11 protein-coding genes are annotated in these 15217 nt (G+C 59.5%); 3 read left to right on the plus strand and 8 right to left on the minus strand.

Annotation, left to right across the window (positions count from 1 at the left end; all coding sequences use genetic code 11):
- Positions 1-205: 205 nt before the first annotated feature.
- The 3 genes from ACVDG9_RS26135 to ACVDG9_RS26145 all read left to right on the plus strand — a co-directional run bounded on the left by ACVDG9_RS26135 (position 206) and on the right by ACVDG9_RS26145 (position 3574).
- The gene (locus ACVDG9_RS26135; protein WP_023002310.1) at positions 206-1213 is read left to right on the plus strand and encodes a DctP family TRAP transporter solute-binding subunit; all 1008 of its coding nucleotides are present in this window, start codon (positions 206-208) and stop codon (positions 1211-1213) included.
- Between the two features lie 125 nt (positions 1214-1338).
- Positions 1339-1959: a TRAP transporter small permease gene (locus ACVDG9_RS26140; protein ID WP_023002309.1), complete on the plus strand. Its 621-nt coding sequence runs from the start codon at positions 1339-1341 to the stop codon at positions 1957-1959.
- A gap of 10 nt (positions 1960-1969) precedes the next feature.
- Positions 1970-3574 (plus strand): TRAP transporter large permease, encoded by a 1605-nt coding sequence (locus ACVDG9_RS26145; RefSeq protein WP_023002308.1) that lies wholly within the window; start codon positions 1970-1972, stop codon positions 3572-3574.
- A gap of 311 nt (positions 3575-3885) precedes the next feature.
- Here ACVDG9_RS26145 and ACVDG9_RS26150 read toward each other — a convergent pair whose 3' ends face one another.
- From ACVDG9_RS26150 to argE, 8 genes are all read right to left on the minus strand, one after another.
- On the minus strand, positions 3886-4167 hold the full coding sequence (locus tag ACVDG9_RS26150) for an SCP2 sterol-binding domain-containing protein (protein WP_023002307.1): 282 nt from the start codon (positions 4165-4167) through the stop codon (positions 3886-3888).
- A 283-nt stretch (positions 4168-4450) separates the two neighbouring features.
- Positions 4451-6250: an IlvD/Edd family dehydratase gene (locus ACVDG9_RS26155; protein WP_023002305.1), complete on the minus strand. Its 1800-nt coding sequence runs from the start codon at positions 6248-6250 to the stop codon at positions 4451-4453.
- A gap of 115 nt (positions 6251-6365) precedes the next feature.
- Positions 6366-7769: an HAD family hydrolase gene (locus tag ACVDG9_RS26160; RefSeq protein ID WP_447239351.1), complete on the minus strand. Its 1404-nt coding sequence runs from the start codon at positions 7767-7769 to the stop codon at positions 6366-6368.
- Positions 7770-8543: 774 nt separating this feature from the next.
- Positions 8544-10265, minus strand: a complete 1722-nt coding sequence (locus tag ACVDG9_RS26165) for an ABC transporter ATP-binding protein (protein WP_077291308.1) — start codon at positions 10263-10265, stop codon at positions 8544-8546.
- Between the two features lie 7 nt (positions 10266-10272).
- Entirely contained in the window at positions 10273-11250 is a 978-nt protein-coding gene (locus ACVDG9_RS26170; RefSeq protein ID WP_023002302.1) for an ABC transporter permease, read from the minus strand.
- A gap of 14 nt (positions 11251-11264) precedes the next feature.
- The gene (locus tag ACVDG9_RS26175) at positions 11265-12239 is read right to left on the minus strand and encodes an ABC transporter permease (protein ID WP_023002301.1); all 975 of its coding nucleotides are present in this window, start codon (positions 12237-12239) and stop codon (positions 11265-11267) included.
- A gap of 79 nt (positions 12240-12318) precedes the next feature.
- Positions 12319-13902, minus strand: a complete 1584-nt coding sequence (locus ACVDG9_RS26180) for an ABC transporter substrate-binding protein (protein WP_031269916.1) — start codon at positions 13900-13902, stop codon at positions 12319-12321.
- Positions 13903-14018: 116 nt separating this feature from the next.
- Positions 14019-15161, minus strand: a complete 1143-nt coding sequence (gene argE, locus ACVDG9_RS26185) for an acetylornithine deacetylase (RefSeq protein ID WP_447239369.1) — start codon at positions 15159-15161, stop codon at positions 14019-14021.
- Between the last annotated feature and the right edge of the window lie 56 nt (positions 15162-15217).

Consider the following 15217-nt stretch of genomic DNA (forward strand, 5'->3'; position numbering starts at 1 on the left):
GTTTGATGCCATGTGTCTGACTCGACCCATAAACGAAAGTCTCTCCCGACCAGGTTCATTTGAAACTTTTTGTTAACCTGCAGAAATCGACGCTTTTTGTTGCTCTTCCGGCACTTGGCACGGACTTTGCCAATAGGGTGCCGACCAGCCACCACGCTGTCCGGCCCGAATGGCCGTCATACTGAAATGTCTGGGAGGACATCCGATGAAAAAATTCGCTCTCGCCGCAGCTACCGCGGCGTCTCTGGCCCTGTCTGCAAACGCTTATGCGGCTGACGATTGCAATGACGGTGAAATCGTCATCAAGTTCAGCCACGTGGTTGCCGCAACCGGCCACCCGAAAGGCGACGCTGCCACGCTGCTGGCGGAACGCGTCAACGACGAGATGAACGGCAAGGCCTGCATGCAGGTGTTCCCGAACTCTCAGCTGTTCGACGACGACAAGGTAATGGAAGCTCTTCTGCTGGGCGATGTTCAGCTTGCTGCGCCGTCGCTTTCCAAGTTCGAAGCCTACACGCTGAAGTTCCGCCTGTTCGACCTGCCGTTCCTGTTCCAGGATCTGGACGCCGTCGAGCGCTTCACCACCGGTGAAAACGGCAAGGAACTCCTGAACTCCATGACCGACTACGGTTTCCAGGGCCTCGGCTACTGGAGCTCCGGCCTGAAGCAGTTCTCCGCCAACAAGCCGCTGCTGGTTCCGGACGACGCAAAAGGCCTGAAGTTCCGCGTGCAGACCTCTGACGTGGCTGTTGCCATGATCGAAGCCATGGGCGCCAACGCTCAGAAGCTGGCCTTCAAGGAAGTCTACGGTGCACTGCAGACCGGTGTTGTGGACGGTCAGGAAAACTCCTGGTCCAACATCTACACCCAGAAGTTCTTCGAAGTGCAGGACGGCATCACCGAAACCAACCACCAGCTGCTTGCTTACCTGCTCGTCACTTCCGACGAGTGGCTGGACAGCCTGGACCCGGAAGTTCGTGACCAGTTCCTGACTATCGTGGAAGAAGTCACAGCAACCGCAAACGGTAACGTAGCAGCTGCTGAAGCCCAGAACCGCCAGAACGTTCTGGATGCCGGTTCCACCATTCGTGAACTGACCCCGGAGCAGCGCAAGGCATGGGTTGGCGCCATGAAGCCGGTTTGGGACAAGTTTGAAGGCGATATCGGTAAGGACCTGATCGACTCCGCCGTCGCTTCCAACAACGCCAGCTAAGGCTGACCTGAAACAACTCCTGGAAGGGCCGGATCGTCCGGCCCTTCTGCCAAGGTCCCGCGGCCGCCCGCGCAACCATGCCGGCGGACACGCTGATAACCAAGAGGCCAATTCGGGGGAAACGCATGCAACGCGTCGACAATTGGGTCACGCGCTTCGAGGAAGGTGTACTCGCCTTTCTCCTGGCCGCCATGACCATCGTATCCTTCACCCAGGTGGTGGCGCGATACGGCTTTAATTCCGGCTGGACCGGTGCCCTGGAATTCACACGTATCCTGTTCGCCTGGCTGATCCTGTTCGGCATGAGCTATGGCGTCAAAATCGGCTCGCATCTGGGCGTCGATGCGGTCATCCGCCTGTTTCCCAAGCCGGTGTTCCGGGCTGTTGCCGTGTTCGGTGCGCTCTGCGGCGTTGTCTATGCGCTGACGCTGCTCTGGTCGGAATGGCTGCACATCTTCGGTCTCGATACCAGAGGCGGCGCGATCGACTACTGGTCCAAGATGTACAAGATCGGCATCGGTCTCGACGACCTGCGCTATCCCGACGCGATCATTGAAACCTTCGGCACGAAAGAGCGTGTTCAACGCTGGATCGCCTATCTGATCCTGCCCATCGGCCTGTTCCTGTTCATGTTCCGCTGCATCCAGGCGGCCTGGCAGATCATTACCGGCGAGCGCGAGATGATGATCGCCGCGCATGAGGCGGAAGACCTCGTCGCTGAAAACAAAGACGTCTTGAAGGACTGAGGCCGGGGCAATGGAAGCAGCAATTCTCTTCATTCTCGTCCTCGGCTTCTTGTTCCTGGGCGTTCCGATCTCCATTTCGCTCGGCTTGTCCAGCGTTCTGGCGATTGCCATCTTCTCCAACGATTCCATCTCGTCGGTGGCGCTGCAGCTGTTCACGGCGTCGCAGAACTACACACTCCTGGCGATTCCCTTCTTCATTCTGGCATCGGCCTTCATGTCGACGGGCGGTGTTGCCAAGCGCATCATCCGCTTCTCGATCGCGTCCGTCGGTGCGATCCGGGGCGGTCTGGCGATCGCCGGCGTCTTCGCCTGCATGCTGTTTGCAGCTCTGTCAGGCTCTTCGCCCGCAACCGTGGTCGCGATCGGTACGATCGCCATCGCCGGCATGCGGCAGGCAGGCTACACGAAGGAGTTTGCCGCGGGCGTCATTGCCAATGCCGGTACGCTCGGCATCCTGATCCCGCCTTCCATCGTCATGGTGGTCTATGCGGCTGCAACCAACGTTTCCGTTGGCCGCATGTTCCTTGCCGGTGTGGTTCCAGGGCTGATCGCCGGTCTGATGCTGATGATCGCCATCTATGTCATGGCACGCGTCAAGAACCTGCCGGCCCAGCCGTGGCCGGGCTTCAAGGAAATCTGGCATGCCATGATGGAAGCGGCCGTCGGCCTGTTCCTGATGGTCATTATCCTGGGCGGCATTTATGGCGGTATCTTCACCCCGACCGAAGCTGCGGCAGTGGCGGCCGTTTACGCCTGTCTGGTGGCTCTCTTCGTCTATCGCGACATGGGCCCGCTCAGTGGCATTCGCTGGGTGCAGGAACAGGACGGCCCTCTGGGGCTGGCCGGTTTCAAGACCATCACCTACGGGTTTGCTGCAATGTTCGCCTGGTCGAGCATCGCCGGCATGGTCACGGACAGACAGGGTTTCTACGGCATCGACAGTGCCATTGTCCTGCTGGCTGCGCTGATTGGCTATCCGCTTCTGCGCGGCCGTGTCAGCCCTGCCGAGCTGCCGTCGATCTATGGTATCGGCGCAAAGATCTGGGGTCGGAATATCGGACTGATCGTCTGGAAGTTTCTTCCGGCCATGTTCCACAAGGACACCAAGAAGGTGATGGTGGATGCGGCGAAGACGACCATCATGCTGATGTTCATCATCGTCAACGCCCTGCTGTTTGCCCACGTGCTGACATCGGAGCGGATTCCGCAGGCAATCACCGACTGGATGGTCGGAGCCGGTTTCAACTGGTTCACCTTCCTGATCGCGGTCAACCTGCTGCTGCTGCTTGGTGGTCAGTTCATGGAACCGTCGGGCCTGCTTCTGATCGTGGCGCCGGTGGTCTTCCCGATCGGCATGGAACTCGGCGTCGATCCGGTTCACCTCGGCATCATCATGGTCGTGAACATGGAAATCGGCATGATCACACCGCCAATCGGGCTCAATCTGTTCGTCACATCGGGGATAACAGGGATGAGTCTGGTGCAGGTGGTCAAGGCGGCAGCGCCGTTCGTGCTCATCCTGCTCCTGTTCCTCATCCTGGTGACCTACGTCCCGGCCCTGTCCACCTGGCTGCCCTACAGCCTGATGGGACCGGAAATCATCACAAACCGGTAACGACCCGGATCATCCAGAAACTCGAACGGCGGGCCTTGCCCGCCGTTTTTTTGTTTGCCGATTAGATGACCAGTCCACATGTCCCTGACCCGCCCTCCTCCTCACCACCTCATCCTGAGGAAGGCCAAAGGCCTGTCTCGAAGGATGGGCGGCACACTCCGAAACAAGCGGCCCATCCTTCGAGACGCCCGGCTGTACCGGGCTCCTCAGGATGAGGCTGATGCGAATGGGGGAGGTGGGAGTGGGATCGTGGAACAAAAAAAGCCGGCCCTGTTGGGACCGGCTTGAAAAGGTCTGCTGTAAAGGCTTGCTTAGACGATGCTGCCGAGTTTCATGGCAACGCTCATGTCACCTTCCACCTGCATCTTGCCGCCCATGAAGGCAGCCGTCGGATTCAGATCACCCGAGAGAAGGTCACCGAGGTCTTCGGCGGACATCTTGATGGTGCAGTCTGCCTCGTCATCTTCGTTGGAAACGCTGGAGCCTTGCAGGAAGATGATACCCGTTTCCCCAAGATCGAACTTGACGGATTCTTCAATGCCGCCATCGGCAACCTTCGCGCGGACACCTTCGGTAAGCTGTTCCAAGGACATGTCGTTTTCTCCCGTTTGAATTGGGCCGGAGCCCGTCTTTGCCCTCTTGAAGCATGACGTTTACGTAATCGTCAAGTGGAAATCTGTGTCGAAAGAGATGCGCCACCGGGAGCGTTTCGCCACACCCTCCGTCATCCCATGGCTTGACCATGGGATCCATGTCGTTTCACCCGCAGCGCGGCCGCCGTGATCATCGCATGGATTGCCGGATCAAGTCCGGCAATGACGGAGAATTTCAACATTTCGCGGTGCCAGAGGCAATCCAACTGACAGGATCGTAAGATCAATGGTTGTCCCGTGGCAGCCCCTTGGTATGCGCGACGTCCTGGTATTTAACCGCCGGCTCCAGAACCATGCCCTTGTCGAACTGCCCGATCATGGCGCGCTGGATCTCCTGCCAGGGTGTCTGGCTCTCCGCAATCTTGAAGCCGCCCGCCGCTTCCAGATCCGTGCGTCGTTGCGCAAGTTCCTCATCGGAAATCAGGATGTCGGCAGTGCCTTTTCTCAGATCGATGCGCACACGGTCCCCGCTTTTTAAAAGCGCGAGTCCACCCATGGCGGCAGCTTCCGGTGATGCGTTCAGGATCGACGGCGAACCGGATGTGCCCGACTGACGGCCGTCGCCGATGCAGGGCAGGGATGTAATCCCGCGTTTGATCAGGGCTGCGGGTGGCTGCATGTTGACCACCTCGGCACCACCCGGATAACCGATCGGGCCGGTGCCGCGAATGAACAGCATACAGTGCTCATCGATCTCAAGGTCCGGATTGTCGATGTTGTCGTGGTAATCCTCCGGCCCTTCGAACACAACGGCACGACCCTCAAACGCTTCCGGATCGTCCGGATTGGAGAGATAGCGGTCGCGGAACTCTTCCGAGATGACGCTGGTCTTCATGATGGCGCTGTCGAACAGGTTGCCCTTCAGGTTGATGAAACCGGCCTTGTCTTTCATCGGATTGTTGAACGGCTTGATGACGTCCGGCAGGTCTGTGACGACACCGTCGCAATTGTCGCCGATGCCCTTGCCGTTGACGGTAAGCGCGCCCGGATGCGGCAGCTTGCCATTTCGCATCAGCTCCGCGACGACAGCAGGCACGCCGCCTGCGTGGAAGTAATCCTCGCCGAGATATTCTCCGGCCGGCTGCAGATTGACCAGCAGCGGCACGTCATGGCCGATCTCCTGCCAGTCGTCGTTGTCCAGTTCAACACCCAGATGGCGGGCAATGCCGTTCAGGTGGATCGGTGCATTGGTCGAACCGCCGATGGCCGAGTTGACGACAATGGCGTTTTCAAACGCTTCGCGGGTCATGATGTCGGAGGGTTTCAGGTCCTCGCGCACCATGTCGACAATGCGTTTGCCGGTCTCGTAGGAAATTGCACCGCGCTCACGGTAAGGCGCCGGAATGGCGGCCGCCCCCGGAAGCTGCATGCCCAGGGCTTCGGCTAGGGAGTTCATGGTCGTTGCCGTGCCCATGGTGTTGCAGAAGCCGACGGACGGCGCGGAGGAGGCGACGAGGTCCATGAAGCCCTTGTAGTCGATCTCGCCAGCAGCAAGCATCTGGCGGGCTTTCCAGACGATGGTGCCGGAGCCCGTGCGCTCGCCCTTGTACCAGCCGTTCAGCATCGGACCGACAGACAGCGCGATGGCCGGAATATTCACAGTTGCGGCGGCCATCAGGCAGGCAGGTGTGGTCTTGTCACAGCCGATTGTCAGCACCACGCCGTCGATGGGGTAGCCATACAGCAGTTCGACGAGACCAAGATAGGCCAGGTTCCGGTCCAGTGTCGCGGTCGGGCGCTTGCCGGTCTCCTGGATCGGGTGAACCGGAAATTCGAAGGCAATACCACCGGCGTCGCGAATACCTTCGCGCACGCGCTTGGCCAGCTCCAGATGGTGGCGGTTGCAGGGTGAAAGGTCAGAGCCGGTCTGGGCGATGCCGATAATCGGTTTGCCCGACTGCAGCTCTTCACGTGTGATGCCGAAATTCAGGTAACGCTCGATATAGAGCGCGGTCATGCCCGGATTGTCGGGATTGTCGAACCAGGCGGCGGACCGCAGTTTCGGTGTTTTGGTGTCGCTCATGTCGCCTCATCCCTCAATGCACTCACAAAGTGTCAAAAGCCGATAAACACCAGCTCCATGAGGCTGTAAAGGCGCTGAAACCCGATTTCGGTTCCACAATCTGAGAATACGCCCGTCATGAATTCCGGTGCAGCGTATCTGCAATGGAAAACCGGGCAAATGTCCAAAGGACGGCAAGACAGACAGCAAAAAGAACGGGTGCGGCCGACAGCGGAAGGAGGGTCAAGGCACCGCACAGGCCGGCGAAAAGCCAGAGACCTGACAGCAGCCGGCGGGCGTGCACTGCCAGCAGATTGCGGCGCATGGCCAGCGCCTTCAGGGCAGGGAAGGCTCCAATGTCGTCGGTGTCGCTGACAGCAAGGGGGGAATGCCTTGCATCCGTCCCGTCCTTTCCGGGCGTGGCGCCTTCGCGCAGTTCCAGCGCCATACGGTCCTGCGACAGGGTCAGGACAAGGGGAGGCATGTCCGGAAAGCAGCGTGAGGCGGCCTCGGGCGCGGTTTCTCCTGGCTTCGGATCATCGGTCAGCTCTAGGCCAAGCATGCCCGCCAGCGCGCTGCGTGTGTTGGGGCTGTCACCACTGAACAACCACGGCACGAGGCCCTCTTTGCGCAGGGCCATCCCCGCAACGCCGGCGTCCTGACGCAATGTGCCTTCCAGACCTAAAACACCCACGACGCGTCCCCCGACAGCGACGCGCAGCACCGTCTTGCCGTCTGCTTCCAGCGACCGGGCAATGGCGTCGGCGGTAAAACTGTCGATTTTGAGGCGCTTCAGGAGGTCCGTCGTGCCGATCACCACGGTCTGTCCGCCGAGCAGCGCAACAACACCCAGACCAGGTGTCGGTTCGAACCGGTCCGGCATCTTGAGGGCGACCTGCCACTGGCTGGCCAGTTCGCGCAGGGCCTGGGCGACTGGATGGGATGATCCGGCTTCCGCGGAGGCGGCAACGGCCAGGAGCGTTTTCGGCTCGTTGTTGAAGGCCATGACATTGGTGACCATCAGGTTGGGTCCAGACATCACGGCAGCCTTGTCGATGAGGATATCGCGGGCATGAGCGACCTTGGTGAAGGCGCCGGGGGCAATGTCACGGGCGCCTGCCGCCAGCGCTGCCTTGTGAAAGACCTTGTCCGCGAATGCGTTGATTCCGTCGATCAGTTGCGGCCAGGAAAGAAGCAGAGCGGCGGCAAGAGCTGCCGGGGCCTCGGTCCTGTCGAAGACCCACCACCAGGTACCGGCAGCCAGCAGCGCCAACAGGACAGACCATGCCGCTTGTGGCACTCCGCTGAGGTCACCCCTTGGTGGCAGCAGAACCACACCGAACGCCCGCAGCACCATCAGGAAAGCTGCGGCAAGGGCGGGTGCATTGGTCTGGGGCGATGTCAGACCGGACAGGTGGAGGCCGGTCGAAACGGCAAGCAATCCGGTGCTGACCACCGCCGTGAAAAGCGTCAAGGGCCGGCCGACAGAGGTGTTGAGCGAAAAAGAGAGGCCGAGAAGCGAAAAAATCGCGGAAAACATGCTGAAAATTAAGGCGCTGTAGGAACCGAAAACCAAAAGTGACGTAGCGGCGTCAGAAGGTTCTCCGCCTGCTGCCGCCAGAGCCAGAACAAGGCACACTACGGCAATGACAAGAAAAAATGCCCAAAGAACTGAAATCAATGATGTTTTCGGCATGGCCGGTCGGCTCTCGTATCTGGAATTCTTCTGCTGGAACCGGGTCGTGGGCCAACTGGAGATACAAACGGCACGCCCTGGGGACCGTCTGAAAATGCGGGAGCGGCCGGAGACAGGCAATGCCGCAGAGTCAGTTCGGTAAGCATGTTGCCTGTCACAGTCGCAGTGCATCGGAATGGGTGCTGACCATTTGTGCAGCGTGGAACTTGAGCGAAACTGAATTGCGGGTAGTATAAACGGGTAATTTTTTAAACGGCCTGCAAGTATTGAGGGCCTGTATTTAATAGTCCTCTGGACGAAGATTATTTCGGGGTGTGGTATATTAATGGGAGAGCCGAAAGGCTCTCCCTTTTACGTTTGGGCACGCCGGAAAAACATGGTTAACATCTGTTAACAATCGGGTCCGGACTAAAAATCAGAATGAATCTATTTGGGTGCAGATCGTAGTGGCGCCCTGGGCGGCAAAAACTGCCCGGTTCGGACTGGATTGTGACTAACGTTTTGCGGTCACCGGAGAATCGGGGTGGGGTTTGGAGTCAAGTCAGCGACTCGGCCGAATCCGAAAAAAGACTCATCTTCAAAGACTTGGGAAGGCCGGCGACAACGCCGCCGGTTCCTTCAGGCCGTTGCGAGGTTTGCCCGCGACAGCAACTCCAGTGACGGCATCAGGTTCAGGAGTTCGCGTGTATAGGGGTGTTGCGGCGCTTCGAAGAGCTGGTCGCAGTCTGCCACCTCGCACAACTCGCCATGGCGCATGACGCCGATGCGGTTGCACATCTGCCGGATCACGGCCAGATCGTGGCTGATGAACAGCATGGTCAGCCCAAGTTCTTCCTGAAGATCCTTCAAAAGGTTCAGGATCTGTGCCTGGATCGACACGTCGAGTGCCGAGGTGGGCTCGTCGCAGATCAGGAACCTGGGCCGCGTCGCGAGCGCCCGTGCGATGGAGATGCGCTGGCGCTGACCGCCGGAAAACTCGTGCGGAAATTTCCTGCCGGCCGCCGCGCCCAGACCGACATGATCGAGCAGGTCATCGACGATCTGGCGCACTTCCGCATTGCTTGACGCCAGACGGTGGAACTTGATCGGTTCCGCGATGATGTCGCTGACGCGCATGCGGGCGTTCAGCGAGGAATAGGGATCCTGAAAGATCATCTGCATCTGGCGACGCATCGCCAGAACGTCCTTGCGATTCTTGAGCGACGTCAGCTCGGTCTTGCCGAACAGGATCGACCCTCCGGTCGGCTGGTAGAGGCCGGTGATCAGGCGCGCGATGGTCGATTTGCCCGACCCGCTCTCGCCGACGAGGCCGAAGGTCTCGCCCTCGTTGATGTCGAAACTGACCTTCTTGACCGCCTGGAAGTATTTGCGCTTGGACGGGAAGATCGAGCCACGGGTCTCGAACCGCATGTCGAGGTCCGTTGCCTTGACCAGCGGACCGGACACTTTTTCATAGTCGCGTGCCTTGCCGAGCCAGTGTGTGGCGATGTCGATCTGCTTCTGTGGCGTGCCGGCCTTTTCGATGTAGTTGACCACCGGAAACCGCTCGACCTTGATATCAGGGCGTGGCACGGCGGAAATCAGACTCTGGGTGTAGGGGTGTTCCGGAGCGCCCAGCACCTGGGTCGTCTCGCCGTATTCCACCAGTTCACCGTGGTACATCACCGCCACATGGTCCGTGATGTCGGCAATTACGCCCATGTCATGGGTGATCACCAGCATGGCGACGTTACGCTCCCGGCACAGCTTCCTCATCAGTTCAAGGATCTGCGCCTGGATGGAAACGTCGAGCGCGGTTGTCGGCTCGTCCGCGATCACCAGTTCAGGTTCCGCACACAGCGCAAGCGCGATGACCACCCTTTGGCGCATGCCGCCGGAAAACTGATGCGGATACTGCTTGATGCGTTCGGGCGCATCTGGAATGCCCACGGCCTCGATCAGTTCGATCGCGCGCTGGCGGGCCTGCGATCCGGAGAGCGGCAAATGGGTGCGGATCGTCTCCACAAGCTGGCTTTCCACCGTCTGCAGCGGATCGAGAGACGTCAGTGGATCCTGGAAAATCATGCCGATCTTTCGGCCGCGCAAACGACGCTTTTCCTTGTAAGGCAATTGGTCGATGCGCTTGCCGTGAAGATAGACCTCACCGCCGGCTATGTGTCCGGGTTCCTGCAGCAGCCCGATCACCGCGTTGCCGACTGTCGACTTGCCTGCACCCGATTCTCCGACGACGCCGAGAACCTTGCCGGCATCGACGCTCAAGGTAACGTCATCGACGGCGACGAAGACAGATTTTCGGCCCGGAAACTCGACCCTCAGGTCCTTGATATCGAGAACGCTCATACCGGCCTCACCTGAGTTTCGGGTTGAGGGCGTCGCGCAGCCAGTCGCCCAGAAGGTTGACGTTCAACACCAGCAGGGCCAGTGCAAGGCCCGGGAAGATCGCGATCCACCACTCCCCCGAATAGAGGAAATCGTTGCCGATGGCGATCAATGTGCCGAGGGACGGCTGGGTAGGCGGCATGCCGACACCCAGGAACGAGAGCGTCGCTTCGGTCACGATGGCAAGTGCCAGGTTGATGGTCGCGATCACCAGCACCGGTCCGGTGACGTTCGGCAGGATATGGCGCACCATGATGATGACCGAGGGAATGCCGATCACACGGGCGGCCTGAACATATTCCTTGTTCTTCTCCACCATGGTGGAACCGCGAACCGTGCGCGCATATTGCACCCAGAAGGACAGCGCCAGCGACACGATCAGAATGTAGAAGGCGAAGACCTCCCGGTCGATCGCGCCGAAGATGCCATGCGCGACACCGTCGATCAGAAGGGCGATCAGAATGGCCGGAAACGTCAGCTGAACGTCGGCAATCCGCATGATGATCGCATCTACCCGCCCACCCATGTAGCCCGCGACCAGCCCCAGCGAGATGCCGATGAAGGCGGCGACGACAACAGAGCAGAAGCCAACGATCAGCGAGATCCGCATGCCGTAGAAGATACCGGAGAGCATATCGCGGCCCTGATCGTCCGTTCCCAGGAGGAAGCGGGGATCGGCATATTCCATCCAGACCGGTGGAACGCGGGCGTCCATGATGGAAATCGATGCCAGGTCGAACGGATCATGTGGAGCAATCCACGGCGCCAGGAACGCAAGGAGGAACAGGATTGCCGTGCCGGTGGCAGCGACTACGGTGACCTTCGATTTCAGGAACGAATGAAAGAGGTCGCTGTCGAGAGCGCGGGCCATTCGCCCCGGTTCCTTGACCGGTGCCGCCCTGTCCTGAACGCTGGATTTTGCTTCTTCGTTGGTGACGAAAGGCATGGCGTCGGTCTCCCTTATGGCCGACCGACCCGCAGACGCGGATCGATGAAGAAGTAAAGGATGTCGACGATGAAATTGATCGTCACGAACAGGAAGGCAGTCAGCAGCAGATAGGCGGACATGATCGGAATATCGACGTTCTGCACGGCCTGCAGGAACATCAGGCCCATGCCGGGCCACTGGAAAACGGTCTCGGTGATGGTCGCGAAAGCGATGATCGCGCCAAGCTGCAGACCGGTGATGGTGATGACCGGAACGAGCGTGTTCTTGAGGGCATGCCGGAAATTCACCAGCCGGTCCGGCAGACCGCGTGCCCGGGCGAACTTGATGTAATCGGTCCGGATGACTTCCAGCATCTCGGCTCGGATCAACCGCATGATCAGGGTCATCTGGTAGAGGCCGAGCGTGATGGAGGGCAGGATCAGCGCCTTCAGGCCGGAGATGGTCAGAAAGCCGGTCGTCCACCAGGATCCGATCTGCACGGTCTCGCCGCGTCCGAAGCTCGGCAGCCACTGCAGGGTGACGGAAAACAGGAAGATCAGCAGGATCCCGATGAAGAACGTCGGCAGCGAAATGCCGATCAGCGAAACTGACAGAAACAGCTTGGAAACGGGCGATTCCCGATTGAGCCCGGCGTAGATGCCCATGGGAATGCCGACAACGAGCGCAAACACCGCAGACGCGAAGCTGAGTTCGAGCGTGGCTGGGATGCGCTTGGCGAAAAGTTCGGAAACCGGCTGACGGAACTGGTAGGACGTGCCGAAATCGAATTGCGCGGCCTTGGTGACGAAACGGAAGAACTGGACCGGAACCGGGTCGTTCAAACCCAGGCGCTCGCGCAGGGCCTCCCGTTCTTCGATCGAGGTTTCGATGCCGACCATCTGGTTGATGGGATCGCCGACAAAGCGGAACATGGTGAACGCGAGAAGGGCGACCACCAGCATGACAATCATCGCCTGCACGATGCGGCGCGTTGCAAATCCAATCATTTCGGCTCTTTGAATGCTTTAGTCATGAAAATACGCCCCCGGCGGAGTTGCCGGGAGCGTCATTTGCTGTGCTTCAGGATCAGTTCTTGGTCACGAAGCGGAACTGGAACTGGTTGTCGGCACGCTGGACAAGGTCCAGCTTGTCGGAAACGCCCCATGCCAGGCTCTGCTGGTGCAGCGGGAGGTAGTAGGCGTTCTCGTGGCTGATGCGGAAGGCTTCAGCAATCATGGCGTCACGCTTTTCCGGATCGATCTCGACCAGGATTTCGTCGGTCAGCTGGTCGATCTTCTCGTCGCAGAAGCCACCGTTGTTGAACGGCGAACCTTTGCCGGATTCGTCGCGGCAGTTCATCAGGTTGTCCAGAACGTTCCAGCTGTCGAAGGATCCGGGGGTCCAGCCAAGCAGGTAGAACGACGTGTCGTAACCACCGGAAGCAAGGATCTTGGCGAAGTATTTCGCCTTTGGCTGGGCGTTGAGGTTCACCTTCACGCCGATACGGGCCAGCATGGCGGCAACCGCCTGGCAGATCGCCTCGTCGTTGACGTACCGGTCATTCGGGCAGTCCATGCCGATGGAAAAGCCGTCTGCATAGCCGGCTTCGGCCAGCAGTGCCTTGGCGGCTTCCGGGTCATAGGGATAACGCTCGAAATCGGCCGACTTGGAGAACAGCAGCGGCGAAACCATCAGGGCAGACGGGTTGGACAGGTCCCGCATGACCTTCTTCTTGATCCCCTCGATGTCGATCGCCTGGTAGAAGGCCTTGCGCACCCGGGCATCCTTGAGCGGGTTCTTGCCCTTGACGTCGGAATAGAGCAGCTCGTCGCGCATCTGGTCCATGCCAAGGAAGATCGTGCGCAGTTCCGGTCCGGTCAGCGCCTTGGTTCCCGCATTGTCGTTGATGCGTTTGATGTCCTGCACCGGGATCGGGTAGACCATGTCCATCTCGCCGGACAGCAGCGCGGCAACGCGCGTTGCATCGGAACCGATCGGCGTGAATTCCACCGTGTCGATATTGTGCTTGGCTTCGTCCCACCAGCCGTCGTATTTTTCATAGACGGTCTTCACGCCGGCTTCATGGCTGACGATCTTGAACGGGCCGGTACCATTTGCATTGAGTGCCGCATGGTTCGCAGAAGTGTCGGACGCCGAGGTGACTTTCACCGCGTCGTTCTCCGTCGTCCACTCCTTGTCCATGATGTAGAACGTGTCCCACTCGTAATGCAGGATCGGGTTCGGACCGGTGAGAACGAAATCGACCGTGTAGTCGTCAACAATCTCGACCTTGGCATCAGCCGGGACGCGGGTGGTCAGGTCAGACCCTTCCGAGCGCACGCGGTCGACGGAAAAGGCAACGTCTTCGGCAGTGAAATCGCTGCCGTTGTGAAACTTTACGCCCTTGCGCAGGTGGAAACGCCAGCGGTTCGGATCGACGATTTCCCAGCTCTCGGCCAGGGCCGGTTCAATGGCCAGGTCCGGACCACGGCGCGTCAGGCCTTCATAGGTATTGCCGAGCGACGACAGGGTGAAGGTCTCGTTGAGACTGTAGGGATCAAGCGCGTTCAGTGCACCCTGAAAGGCAAATTTCAGCGTTTCAGCATGAACAGCAGTCCCCGTTCCCGCCGCAAACAGCGCTGCGGCGATGACAATTTTTCTTTTGTTCATAGTCCCCTCGTTTTCCGGTTTCGGCTTTGCTCCACGGCCGCACCCCCCTGCCAGGACCATGCGGCCATGTTGTCAAAAACGACTATGACATCGTAAATCTCTGTGTTCAAACCCGTTTAGCTGTCAAATTGCGACATTCTGTCAATCAGCTTGTCGAGGAAGGCAGCGCAGCGGTCGAGTTCGGAAAGCTCGATAAATTCGTCGGGCTGATGGGCCTGATCGATGGATCCGGGACCGCAAACCACGGTCGAAAGTCCGTGATCCTGGAAGATCCCGCCTTCGGTGGCATAGACCACGACGTTGCGGCTGTTGTCGCCGGTCAGACGCCTGGCGGTCGTTTCCGCCAACCCTTCCTGTTCCTCTCCCAGCCCGGGCACATAGGCAAGTTCTCTCACCTCGATGGCGCAGTCCGGCGAGATCGCTTTCATTCTCGGCAGAACCTCATTTTCGATGAAGGCCCGGTAGGCTGCGACCCAGTCCTTCGCGTGTTCACCCGGCAGCAGCCGGATATCAGTCACGAATTCGCAGTGCTGGGCCGTGATGTTGTGTGCCTGGCCGCCGGAAATGGTGCCGCAATGCAAGGTGGTGTAGGGCGGTTCGAACGGGCAGTCCGGATCGGCCTTGGCCCGGTTCTCCGCGGTTCTGGCATCCAGCCATCCGATCAGCCTGGCCGCCACCGAAATCGCCGAAACACCCCGGTGCAACTGGCTGGAATGGACCGGATGCCCCTGGATGCGCGTCTTCAGTACCGTAATGCCCTTGTGGCCCGTAACGACCTTCATGCTGGTCGGTTCGCCCACAATCACCACCGAAGGGCGCGGGCCGTTTGCCAGCATTTCAGGGATCAGCACCCTGGCCCCGTCGCAGCCGGTTTCCTCGTCATAGGACAGCGCGATATGGATGGGCCGTCTGAGCGGTGCATTCAGAAAATCCGGAACCTTGGCAAGCACAGTTGCCGCGAAGCCTTTCATGTCCGCAGCGCCACGGCCGTAGAGGCGGCCGTTTTCCTCCCAGGCGGAAAAAGGATCGTGAGACCAGTTCTGGCCCGCCACCGGAACGACATCGGTGTGGGCGGACAGGACCGTTCCACCGTCTATATCCGGACCGATGCGGGCATAAAGAGCGGCTTTTTGGCCCGTTTCATCCAGCGCCCGCCCTGAAGCGACACCCCATTGGCTGAGATAGTCTTCGACGAAGGTGATCAGATCGAGGTTGCTTCGATCCGAAACGGTGTTGAAGGAGATCAGTTTCTCCAGCATTTCCCGAGGCGTGTAGATCCGGCTCACGTGGTCTCCAGAGGTTTTGTGACAGGGAG

This window comes from Roseibium sp. RP-7 (assembly GCF_053005225.1).

Bases quoted from the DNA above. Each gene is read 5' to 3' on its own strand.
- ACVDG9_RS26175 (WP_023002301.1), bottom strand. From the start codon at position 12,239: ATGATTGGATTTGCAACGCGCCGCATCGTGCAGGCGATGATTGTCATG.
- ACVDG9_RS26160 (WP_447239351.1), bottom strand. From the start codon at position 7,769: ATGTTTTCCGCGATTTTTTCGCTTCTCGGCCTCTCTTTTTCGCTCAAC.
- ACVDG9_RS26150 (WP_023002307.1), bottom strand. From the start codon at position 4,167: ATGTCCTTGGAACAGCTTACCGAAGGTGTCCGCGCGAAGGTTGCCGAT.
- ACVDG9_RS26165 (WP_077291308.1), bottom strand. From the start codon at position 10,265: ATGAGCGTTCTCGATATCAAGGACCTGAGGGTCGAGTTTCCGGGCCGA.
- ACVDG9_RS26145 (WP_023002308.1), top strand. From the start codon at position 1,970: ATGGAAGCAGCAATTCTCTTCATTCTCGTCCTCGGCTTCTTGTTCCTG.
- argE (WP_447239369.1), bottom strand. From the start codon at position 15,161: ATGCTGGAGAAACTGATCTCCTTCAACACCGTTTCGGATCGAAGCAAC.
- ACVDG9_RS26135 (WP_023002310.1), top strand. From the start codon at position 206: ATGAAAAAATTCGCTCTCGCCGCAGCTACCGCGGCGTCTCTGGCCCTG.
- ACVDG9_RS26155 (WP_023002305.1), bottom strand. From the start codon at position 6,250: ATGAGCGACACCAAAACACCGAAACTGCGGTCCGCCGCCTGGTTCGAC.
- ACVDG9_RS26180 (WP_031269916.1), bottom strand. From the start codon at position 13,902: ATGAACAAAAGAAAAATTGTCATCGCCGCAGCGCTGTTTGCGGCGGGA.
- ACVDG9_RS26140 (WP_023002309.1), top strand. From the start codon at position 1,339: ATGCAACGCGTCGACAATTGGGTCACGCGCTTCGAGGAAGGTGTACTC.
- ACVDG9_RS26170 (WP_023002302.1), bottom strand. From the start codon at position 11,250: ATGCCTTTCGTCACCAACGAAGAAGCAAAATCCAGCGTTCAGGACAGG.